This is a genomic window from Paenibacillus rhizophilus (assembly GCF_003854965.1).
Lineage (GTDB): Bacteria > Bacillota > Bacilli > Paenibacillales > Paenibacillaceae > Paenibacillus_AQ > Paenibacillus_AQ rhizophilus.
Window position 1 is genome coordinate 77551 of sequence record NZ_RQPI01000004.1, and the last position, 10387, is coordinate 87937.

9 protein-coding genes are annotated in these 10387 nt (G+C 51.5%); 1 reads left to right on the forward strand and 8 read right to left on the reverse strand.

Features of this window, described 5'->3' with window-relative positions; translation table 11 throughout:
* Nucleotides 1–152: 152 nt before the first annotated feature.
* The 6 genes from EH198_RS09515 to EH198_RS09540 form a co-directional block, all read right to left on the reverse strand.
* A complete protein-coding gene (locus EH198_RS09515; protein WP_246014166.1) occupies nt 153–1253 on the reverse strand; it encodes a GerAB/ArcD/ProY family transporter in 1101 nt (366 codons plus the stop codon).
* Between the two features lie 4 nt (nt 1254–1257).
* On the reverse strand, nt 1258–1491 hold the full coding sequence (locus EH198_RS09520; RefSeq protein WP_124695315.1) for a hypothetical protein: 234 nt from the start codon (nt 1489–1491) through the stop codon (nt 1258–1260).
* A gap of 10 nt (nt 1492–1501) precedes the next feature.
* A complete protein-coding gene (locus tag EH198_RS09525; RefSeq protein WP_124695316.1) occupies nt 1502–2758 on the reverse strand; it encodes a Ger(x)C family spore germination protein in 1257 nt (418 codons plus the stop codon).
* A complete protein-coding gene (locus EH198_RS09530; RefSeq protein ID WP_124695317.1) occupies nt 2755–3858 on the reverse strand; it encodes a GerAB/ArcD/ProY family transporter in 1104 nt (367 codons plus the stop codon). Before EH198_RS09530 ends, EH198_RS09525 begins: the two co-directional genes overlap by 4 nt.
* Nucleotides 3855–5456, reverse strand: coding sequence for a spore germination protein (locus EH198_RS09535; protein WP_124695318.1), 1602 nt, complete (start codon nt 5454–5456; stop codon nt 3855–3857). Before EH198_RS09535 ends, EH198_RS09530 begins: the two co-directional genes overlap by 4 nt.
* Nucleotides 5457–5593: 137 nt before the next feature.
* On the reverse strand, nt 5594–6334 hold the full coding sequence (locus EH198_RS09540) for a glycerophosphodiester phosphodiesterase (protein WP_124695319.1): 741 nt from the start codon (nt 6332–6334) through the stop codon (nt 5594–5596).
* 254 nt (nt 6335–6588) lie between these two features.
* Between EH198_RS09540 and EH198_RS09545 the strand changes: the two genes are divergently transcribed.
* Nucleotides 6589–7419, forward strand: a complete 831-nt coding sequence (locus tag EH198_RS09545) for a MetQ/NlpA family ABC transporter substrate-binding protein (protein WP_124695320.1) — start codon at nt 6589–6591, stop codon at nt 7417–7419.
* Between the two features lie 139 nt (nt 7420–7558).
* Here the strand turns inward: EH198_RS09545 and EH198_RS09550 are convergent, their stop codons facing one another.
* Together EH198_RS09550 and EH198_RS09555 are read right to left on the reverse strand one after the other, a co-directional pair.
* Entirely contained in the window at nt 7559–9247 is a 1689-nt protein-coding gene (locus EH198_RS09550) for a glycoside hydrolase family 13 protein (protein WP_124695321.1), read from the reverse strand.
* A 24-nt stretch (nt 9248–9271) separates the two neighbouring features.
* Nucleotides 9272–10276, reverse strand: coding sequence for a LacI family DNA-binding transcriptional regulator (locus tag EH198_RS09555; RefSeq protein WP_124695322.1), 1005 nt, complete (start codon nt 10274–10276; stop codon nt 9272–9274).
* Nucleotides 10277–10387 lie beyond the last annotated feature (111 nt).

The following is a 10387-nucleotide window of genomic DNA, read 5'->3' on the forward strand; positions in this document are numbered from 1 at the left end:
ATTTTAATAAAACACCCTCTTGAAAAAGAATCGCTTCTTCTACGCGAGGGTATTAGTGAGCGTCGGATGCGCTGGACGCATCGAGGCAGCTCGGCGAAAAGGAAGATGTACAGTCCCCGTAATTCCCGCAATTACCGAATCTCTGCCGGCGTTCACGCCGACGAGCGGGAGGACTGCAAGCGCAGCGCGGCTGCCACAGCCAGGATTAGCGGAATGGCTATTTGAAAAATGGTATCGATGCGGGTGCTGGGCCCAAGGCCGACGGCAATATGCTGGGTATAGTTCCTTTCGATGAAAGATGCAGCATAAATAAGGGCCCCGAGCGGGAAAACCCACCATTTTGCAGATGTTCTTGTCAGGCTTGCCGCAATCTCCACCGCACAGTAGTACCAAATCACTATTTTGATAAACAATCCGATAAAAATCATTAAGGTGACCAGAATATCAAGCCGTTCGATAAACCTCAAACTGGACAGTGTTCTGACCGATTCGAGAAAAGGGAGATAAAAGCTTCCGGCCAGAACCGGACCAAGAATGGCCAAATTCAGCGCATTCATGAATATCAGAAACACACTGACCCCGACATAAGCCCAGACCGTATTTTTTACGGGAACGCCGGGTTTCTCCCAAAGCGGCCACAGCAGCAGAAAGACGATCATTTGGCCGAAAGGAAAAGAGAGGATTTCGGGCAGCGCCGCCTGCAGAATCGGCCAAAGCCCGTTCTCGGCTACAGGCGTCAGCCGCTTGATATCGGCGTTCCCCATCAGAATGAACAGGATGATCAGCAGGAAGTAACAAAACAGCAGCCCCGGAAGCAAAATCTCCGGAAGCCGAAAGATGATCTCCGCTCCCTTCCAAATCGCATAGGCCGCAATCAGTATAAAAACCAGCATGGTGATGGACATGGGGGTCGATTGCAGAATGGTCAGCGCGGTCAGTTCGCCAAAATCACGTACATTGCGCATGGATTGATAGGCAAAATAGCAGCTATATACTATGCCAAAGAAGGTGCCGGCGATGCGGCCGAAGCCGAAACGGAGCATTTCGGGCAGTTCCATTTCCGGCAGGCGCTGCTGAAGCCACAAGAAGAGGAGAAGAAGCGCGAACCCGGCCGCGGCCCCGGCGCTCATCGCCAGCCAGGAATCCTGCTTGGCGTCGGCGCCCAGAAGAAACAGGGGGGTGCTGCCAATTTCAAACAGGATCACCATAAACGAGATTTGCAGGCCCGTGACCCGCTTTTTTATCCGTGACAATGCTCTAACCTCCTAACCATCCGATAATCGCTCTGCCGACAGGCTGGAAAAACACAATATAGACCGAAGAGATGCTGAGATGGGGAACCATGGCTATGCCGGCAAGGTTAATGTAAGCGGCCCATCCGAGCAAACCGCCGAGTAACAGCCGGTTTAGACCGCTTCCTTTTCCCCGCAGCTGCCGCCATCCCCAGAAGAAGACGGCGGCGTAGAACGCGATGACTGCAGCCACCTTCATAACATCAGCCTCATTTCAGTTCGAGTGATTTATAGGATCTACCGCTAAGGCCGATCCGCTCGATTTTCACTTTCACGTGCGGCCGGATTTCAACCTTCTGAAATACGGTATCCCAACTGCCTTCCTGTTTAATTCGCTTCCACTGCTTCGGATGATTGCGGTGAATGGAAACGGCAAATCCGGTCACATCGGCATTCAGTTTTTTGACTGCATGCCAGGAGTTATCTATGATTTCAAGAATGTTGTTTTCGATGGAGCGCTCCATTTGGCGCATGGAGGAGGCTTTTTCCAGATCCAGTTCGCTTCCAATTTCGGTCAATATAGCGCCTGCTTTAATATCGATATCCATGACGTAATGATCGTTCTCCCAGATCGGATGGACAGAGGTTGAGGAATGCAGCAGCGTAACGGAAGCATCGTCCCTGTCGCTTTTTTCCGGTATGGAGGGAAAAGAGATGTTCGCCGCTTTAATCTTGTCCGTCATAAATGACAATCCGAACGCCTCCCGCTGGGACAGCCATCCGACAAAACGGTCTTCTTTGAGCACGCCCAATCTCCCGAAGGCGATCCGTGAAGGAAGATCGGTCTGGGCTGTGTCGTCCGTCCGGTCCATCACTCGATTGCCGGTCAGCTTGATTTCCGGTACCGTCGTGCTTCCCGAGTCGGAGGTCATCTGCATCGCAAGCTCATACATCTGTATTCCGGGAAAATAGGATGTCAATTTGGCCTCCTGCTCAATCATGAGCTGGATGCCCGCGCCTTGATTTTTGGTAAGCTGCATCAGCTGATCCAGAATCCGGCCCGCTTCTCCTTCGGTTATGAATACGTAGACCGTCTCACGGGCGTCGGGTCTTCGCAAAAACAGATCGACCAACTGGCTGATTCCTTGTTTCGCCAACGATTCGCCGATCACTGTAACCCGGGAGTGGGAGAAGAACAGCTCGCGTGTGCTGGTGAGATTGGTACGCTCGACGGCTTGTATAATGGTAGACCCCTTTACTGTATAGGTCAAAAAAGGAGGTGAACTTGTGCTGCCTCCGCCGCTGCCCCCCATGCTGCTGGAACCGGAAGAAGGGTTGATTACCTGATAGGTCGCCTTCCATTGGTCATCCTCCCAGTCATAGGCGGAACCCGAAACGATGCCCAGCTCATTCAGCTCCCTGTCATCCCAGCAGCCACCAACCAGGAGCGACAGGAGGGAAAGAACCAGTAAGAAGCTTCGCCCTTTATGGTGGATTTTACGACGTATTCGTTTCTTCTCGCTCATGTCTTGTACTCCTTTCTTTTGATAACCGGTTCTTTAATCCGGGTCCATAACAGAATTCCCATCGGCAGCAGAATATTGAAGAGTAAAAAAACTATAATTCTGCCTTCTTCGTTAAAAATGTTCAACTTCTCCGGTTCCCGCCAGGTATACAGGCATTCCGTGATGACAACTATCGAAAGCGCCACGGTATAGGGTTTGTCGTTTCGGATGCGGAAGGTCTGCTTAAAGCACTGTACGGTAGCAAACATAAAAATGGCGATCTTCATATAGACGGACATCGTCCAGTAAGAAATGAACAAAACATCCAGATTCTCGATAAACCGACCGACCTGAATGATACTGATTGTCGAAAATATCGGATAAGCGATGTTCTTCATGTACTGAGGCCCAAAAACCAGCAAAGTCATTATAATCTCCACAAACATAGCCAGCGTCACGAGGCATATGCCGATCACGCCGATAAATGTGCTTTTTCGCGGAAACTTCAAATAAGGGGCGATAAAAAGCAGTACGGAGACTTCCGACATCCATCCGATCGGCGTAAGGGAGGCAAGCGTTAGGGAAGCCGCTGAATGATCGAATATAGGCAGCAGCCGATGCAGGTTAATATGCTTCGTCAATCCCCAGATATACAGCGGAAAGACCATGAGAAGCATAAGGTTCACAATGCTGTTTATCCGGGAAATGGCTTCAATGCCCCTGTTGATCATATACAAGGTGACAAGCATAATAATAACGGCCGTTATAACCGTGGGTGTGTTCAGCAGCACGTTCTCCTTGATGAAGTTTACATACACACGCAAAACGTTCGTCGTCAGGTCCAGATAATACTGAAGCAGAAAAATGCCGATCAAGACAGCGAAGACGGGGGAGATTTTATTGCCTACCCATTCCAAAAAAGGCGCATCGCCCGTGGCCTTGATTAAGCTTCCGATAAGCCAGGCTATGCCAAGTCCGACCAGCCCCGAAAATATGACCGCAAGCGGCGAATCCTGTTCGAGGTATTTCCCTATAATGACGGGAAGCACCACGATAGCCGTGGGGAAAATGGCGCTGACGATGAGCAGGACTGCCTGGTAGGTGCTGATTTTTTCTTTCAAGAGTTCTCACTTCCCTGCGGGCCGGATTGCTTTGCGGACACCTGCTGCTCTTTCGCAGGCAGATTCTGTCTTGGCGCTTCTTGGCTTCCGTAAGTGCTCGGGCGTATCTTCATTTTCCACATCGGCATGCGAAGAATAATATCTTTCAGATAACGCGGCTTCATCGGAGCCACAGGAGATAAATACGGAATGCCGAACGATTGAAGCCCGGCCATGTGGATAAGTAGCACCATCAAAAAGGACATAATACCGAACAGGCCCATGGTACCGGCGATCAGCATCATCAGGAATCGGATGAGCCGAATGGAGTTGGCGATGGCCAGCGACGGGATGACAAAATTTGAAATCGCCGTGAAGGACACCACGATAACCATGGCTGCCGACACAAGACCCGCCTGAACGGCGGCCTGCCCCAGCACAAGCGCGCCCACGATGGAGATTGCCGGTCCGATCGCCCGCGGCATCCGCACACCGGCTTCGCGCAGAACGTCGAAGGTCAGTTCCATGATGAGCGCTTCGATCAGCGCGGGGAATGGAATGCCTTCGCGCTGGGAGGCCAAGCTGATCAGCAGCGTGGTCGGAAGCATCTCCTGATGGAAGGTTGTGATGGCGATATAGAGCGCAGGCAGAAGCAGTGACACGAAAAAGGCGGTAAAGCGAATGATCCGCAGGAAAGAGGAAATGTCATACCGCTGGTAGTAGTCCTCGCTGGATTGAAAAAAGCTGAAGAAAGTCGCCGGAGCCAGGAGGGCGAAAGGCGTTCCGTCAATAATGATGCCAACCTGTCCCTCCAGAATGCCTCCCGCCATGGCATCGGGGCGTTCCGTATTCAGAATGGTCGGAAAAGGCGTCATTCCTCCGTCCTCAATCAGTTCCTCGATGTAATTGCTCTCCAGAATGCTGTCCGTGTCAATGGCATCCAGCCTTTTTCGAATCTCGGCAAGCACCTGCTCATTTGCGATGCCATACAGATAGACCAGGGCAATGCCGGTCTGGGTCCGCCGGCCGATTTTATATTCTTCGACCCGCAGATCGGCGTTCTTCAGTCTCCGTCGCAGCATGGAGGTGCCTGTCCGAAGGCTTTCGGTGAAGCCTTCCTTGGGACCCCGGATCACTCCCTGCGAGGTCGGTTCATTGATGCTCCGCGTCTCCCAGCCGGAAGTATTGGCGGCCAGCGCAGTATTGGCTCCGTCAAGCAGGATAATCGTATTCCCTTCGAACAGCATGCTGAGCAGGATTTCCACCGTCTTGCACTCTTTGATTCCGCCGACGGGTAGAATTTGCTCCTTGATCAGAAGAAGGGCTTTCTCATTCTCCATGCCCTGTTCCTGCAAGTCCTGGCTGTCCGTCAGGGGCTGAATAACGGCTTGGGTGACCAGATCGGCATTGATCAGTCCGTCGATATAGATGAAAGTCAGGGAGGGGGAACCGGAGGCCGGATTGGATAACGACCGGAACACAACATCGGCGCTGTTGCCGATACGCCGTTTAATTTCCGCCACATTGGCGTCCATAGAGGATTCCAGCGGCCGGGATGAAGCTGTAACGGTTTCCGGTTTGGATGCGGCTTTATGGTTTGACAGAAATTTCAGCTTCATGGCAGCTCCCTCCAGGGCACAGCTTTTGACTATTCTGCTGTATTATGCCCAGGAAGGGATTCCTTATTCTGGCTTTGGAAAAGCCGTAAATACGAAAAGTCCGGTCGCCCATTAAGGGAACCGGACTTTCTTTCAATTTATCTGCCTTTGCGCGCAAGCAGCCCGGCAAGGACATCGGGCACGTCCGTGATGATGCCGGCCACGCCCGCGTCGATCAGGAACTCCATCCGTTTCGGATCGTTCACCGTAAACGGATGGTAGACGACGCCGTTCTGCGCCGCATCCCGCACGAATTCCGGCAGCACCGCCAGATGATTGGCGTGCAGCGCCTCCGCTCCCACGGTGGCGGCATAGTTCCAGGGGCGGTACAGGCCTTCCATATACAGAATGCCCGTCTCGATGTCTGGAGCCAGCGTCTTGAAGTGAACGAGCGAATAATGATTGAAGCTGGAGATGACGACCCGGCTGCTCATGCCGTAAGCCCTGACGGCGGCAATCACTTTTTCCTCCATACCCGGGTACGGGAAGATACCGTTCTTAAGCTCGATGTTGAGTACCGTGTCCCTTTGGAGCAGCAGCTCCAGCAGCTCCTCCAGCCGCGGAATTTTCTCTCCCGCGAAGCTGCCATCCCCGAACCATGCGCCCGCGTCGAGCGCCCGCAGCTCTTCCAGCGTCTTGTCCTTCACATAACCGCTGCCGTTTGTAGTCCGGCTAAGCTCCTCATCATGGATGAGCACAAGCTGTCCGTCCCGGGTCAACTGCACATCGGTTTCGATGCCCGTCGCGCCAAGATCAAGGCTTCGGCGGAATGCCGCCATCGTATTTTCCGGGCATACCGCCGAAGCGCCCCGGTGCGCGAAATTCAATATTTTTGCCACCTGCTCATTCCTCCGTCTTCTTATTTGCTGCCTATATTATAGATCAACATTGATTCGGGAGAATTAGCGGAGAGTAAAAAAAAAGCCCTTTTTTCCATTGACCGATTAAATTTGCCTATGCTATCATACAACTCAGATCGTTATTACGATTAATCCGATGAGTTAACTTTTATTTAACTTATTTTGGTAGTTGATGGCGATAGGTGATAGGGTCTATTTATTTTATTTATTAGAGAAAAGGGGATTAATTAGAAATGAAACTTAGAAAAGTAGCGGCTGTCGTATTGATCGGAATGTCTTTGGCACTGGGGGCCTGCGGAACCAAAACGGCGTCCGACGCGGACAAAAAGGATATTGTCGTGGGCTTCGGCGTCGGCACCTATGAGGATCAGTTTCGCAAGGGGGTTCTGCCGATTCTGGAAAAGGAAGGCTATAAGGTGGACATCAAGACGTTCTCCCAGAATATGCAGGTCAACCCCGCAATGAAGGAAGGATCTATTGATGCGAGCGTGTTTCAAAGTACGGCTTATATGGAAGGGATCAACAAGGAGCTGAGCACGGAAATGGCCGCTCTTACCTTTGCGCCGAGCGCTCCGCAGGGGCTGTATTCGGAGAAGCATACCTCGCTGGACGAAGTGAAAGACGGTTCCATTATCGCGGTGCCCAATGATCCGGTCAATCAGGAACGCGCCGTCCGGATTCTTGAAAGTCTGGGATGGGTAAAGGTTAAACCGAATGCCGGAACAACCGACTTTAACCTCGAAAGTGTGGAGCCGGGTAAATACACTCTCAAGCTGGAGGCGCTGGATTCGGCCCAGATTCTCGTTTCTTTGAAGGATGTGGACTTCGGTGTGGTCAACGGCAATTATATCGCCAATGCGAAACGCAAAATTACCGAGGCGCTCAAAATCGAGGAAACGCCGGAGCAGCATCGCATTATTGTATCGATTAATAAAGCGGATCAGGATGCGCAGTGGGCGAAGGATCTGAAAGCGGCCTATGAATCGAAGGAATTCGAGGATTATATCAAATCCCAGGGCAAGTACGACGGTTTCATCGAGCCGGTAGCCTGGAGCAGCAACTAAGAAGCCATAGGAAGGGGAAGCGGAATACGTCTTTGAATGATTTCGAGACGGCTGAATGAACGATGGATTGAAAAATGAAGGGAGCTGTCCCGAGTCATTTTTGGTGACTTTGGGACAGCTCCCTTCCGCTTAAAGCGGCTTAAACCGTAAATTTATAGACTCTGGCTTCATAAGGACGAAGCTCCAGGGTGCGGACATCCGCGGTCCGATCGACATCATAATTGCTGATGAGCAGCTCCGTTTCGCGGGCTTCAACCTCCGCCGGAAGTTCGAATTTTGCAGGCTCGCCGAAGAAATTGAGGACCACTAGCAGTCTTTCACTGCCGAGTGTGCGCAGGTATGCGAATATCTGCTCATTCTCTTCCGCTAATATCGTGTAGTCTCCGTACACGATAATATGATGCTCTTTGCGCAGCTCGATGAGCCGTTTGTAATAATGGAAGATGGAGTCGGGATTGGCCAAAGCCTGCTCCACATTGATCTCCGTATAATTCGGATTTACCGCCAGCCAAGGCGTGCCGGTCGTGAACCCGGCCTGCGGCTCGCTGTTCCACTGCATCGGCGTGCGGCCGTTGTCGCGGCCCTTGATGTATATCGAGTTCATGATGGCTTCTTCTGTATGGCCCGCGTCCAAGTATTCCTTATGCATATTGATGATTTCAATATCTTTATAGTGGCTGATCGAATCGAACTTCACATTCGTCATGCCGATTTCCTCACCCTGGTAAATATAAGGCGTGCCTTGCAGCGTATGCAGCAGGGTGGCGAGCATTTTGCCCGATTCTTTATGATAGACCGTATCATTGCCGAATCTGGAGAGCATCCGCGGCTGGTCGTGATTGTTCAAATACAGACTGTTCCAGCCCTTGCCGCTCAGGGAAGTCTGCCATTTGGAGATAATGTCTTTAATATCTTTCAGAATCCAGGGCTTGCAGTCCCATTTGCCGCCCGGGCCCGAATCGACGCCCATAAGCTCGAAGTGGAATACCATGTTCAGTTCATTACGGTCTTCGCCGACATATAAAGACGCGTCTTCCGGCGTAACGTCGACCGCTTCTCCGACGGTCATAATGTCGTACTTGGACAATACTTCCCGGTTCATTTCCTGTAAGTATTCGTGCACACGCGGACCGTTGACGAAATAGTCGCCACCGAAATGATACGGCGGTCCCTCGCCGGTTTCGTCCGGCACGCTGGGCAGCCCGGGAACTTTGGAAATCAGATTGATGACATCCATGCGGAACCCGTCGATGCCTTTATCCAGCCACCAGGTCATCATGTCGTAGACCTCCCGGCGAACCTTCTCATTATCCCAGTTCAGATCAGGCTGCTTCTTGGAGAACAGGTGGAGGAAGTATTCGCCTGTCGCTTCATCATGCTGCCAGGCCGAGCCGCTGAAGAATGAGCCCCAGTTGTTCGGTTCCCGCCCGTCCTTGCCCGGACGCCAAATGTAATAATCGCGGTACGGATTGTCCTTCGATTTGCGGGATTCCGCGAACCAGGCGTGCTCGTCGGAGGAATGGTTCACGACAAGGTCCATAATCAGCTTCATCCCCCGGTCGTGCAGGCCCTGAAGCAGGATTTCCCAATCGGCGATCGTTCCGAAGTCATCCATGATATCCTGATAGTTGCTGATATCGTATCCGTTGTCGTCATTGGGAGACTTGTACACGGGACACAGCCACACTACGTCCACGCCCAGCGTCTTCAGATAATCCAGCTTGGAGATGATGCCCTGCAGATCCCCGATTCCGTCGCCGTTGCTGTCCTTGAAGCTTCGCGGATAGATTTGATAAACTACGCTTTCTTTCCACCATTTTCTCTCCATTGCCATTCTCCTTTTCCTGAATAATTAGGCAAGAGTCCGCACCGTCTGTCTTTCCACAATCGAATGGGAGACGATCCGGCTGTTGACGTTCTCATGTGTGTCGATCATGCAGATCAGCTTTTCGCAGGCGATTTTTCCCATCCCATAGAGAGGCTGGCTGATCGTAGTCAAGGGAGGTACGACCATTTGGGCAAGCCTGAGATCATCGTATCCCATAATGGATAGGTCACCCGGAATCTTCAAACCGTGCTTCGCGGCGACCGTCAGGGCGGCAATCGCCATCTCATCGCTGGCCGCGAATACGGCTGTACAATCCGAAGCTGTCTTTAATAGCGCTTCCATCGCATTGCAGCCGCTGAGAAAACCAAAATCTCCGTAGGCCAGATAGCTTGGTTTAAAAGGAATGCCGTGCTCTTCAAGCGCCTTCTTATATCCTTCTACCCGGGGGATTCCGGCGATCGTATCATTTTTGGTCCCGCTGATCATGGCAATTTTTCGATGCCCTTTTAGAATCAAATATTCGACAGCATCGAATGCGGCCTGATAATCATCGACCTTTACATACGGAACCTTGCTAAACCGGGATTCGGAAGAAATAAGCACAACCGGAATTTGCATTCTCTCCAGCACGGCGTAGTACTCCTTTTTCAATACCTCACTGGAAAAAATAAGCCCGTCAATCTGCTTCTCCCGCAGCACCTGCAAATACTTCATTGTACGTTTTCCGTCCGAATCGGTATTGCATACGACGACGCTGTAATTATGATCATGGGCGAATTCTTCGATCCCCTGGAGAATATCCGAAGAAAAAGCGCTGGAAACGCTGGGAAACATCACGCCGATTGTGTGGGTCCGCTTGTTGATGAGCCCCCGGGCGATGGCATTGGGCTGGTATCCGATCTCCTCAATGGCTTGATACACTTTTTGCTTCGTTTTGTCCGAGTATCCCGGCAGATTGTTCAGGACTCTGGAGACAGTGGCAATGGAGACATCCGCCTTCCGGGCCACATCTTTAATCGTTGGATTCATAGTGAAATCAAGTCCCACTCGATTTAGATTAAACGTTTACGTAAACGCTTACCTCGATAGTAATTGTAACGGTTATATTTGTCAACTCGAAAAAATAAAGGCTGAATTTAA

What these genes read in the sequence shown, in the direction of transcription:
- EH198_RS09520 (WP_124695315.1), bottom strand. Translation starts at nt 1,491, where the DNA reads ATGAAGGTGGCTGCAGTCATCGCGTTCTACGCCGCCGTCTTCTTCTGG.
- EH198_RS09525 (WP_124695316.1), bottom strand. Translation starts at nt 2,758, where the DNA reads ATGAGCGAGAAGAAACGAATACGTCGTAAAATCCACCATAAAGGGCGA.
- EH198_RS09535 (WP_124695318.1), bottom strand. Translation starts at nt 5,456, where the DNA reads ATGAAGCTGAAATTTCTGTCAAACCATAAAGCCGCATCCAAACCGGAA.
- EH198_RS09545 (WP_124695320.1), top strand. Translation starts at nt 6,589, where the DNA reads ATGAAACTTAGAAAAGTAGCGGCTGTCGTATTGATCGGAATGTCTTTG.
- EH198_RS09550 (WP_124695321.1), bottom strand. Translation starts at nt 9,247, where the DNA reads ATGGAGAGAAAATGGTGGAAAGAAAGCGTAGTTTATCAAATCTATCCG.
- EH198_RS09555 (WP_124695322.1), bottom strand. Translation starts at nt 10,276, where the DNA reads ATGAATCCAACGATTAAAGATGTGGCCCGGAAGGCGGATGTCTCCATT.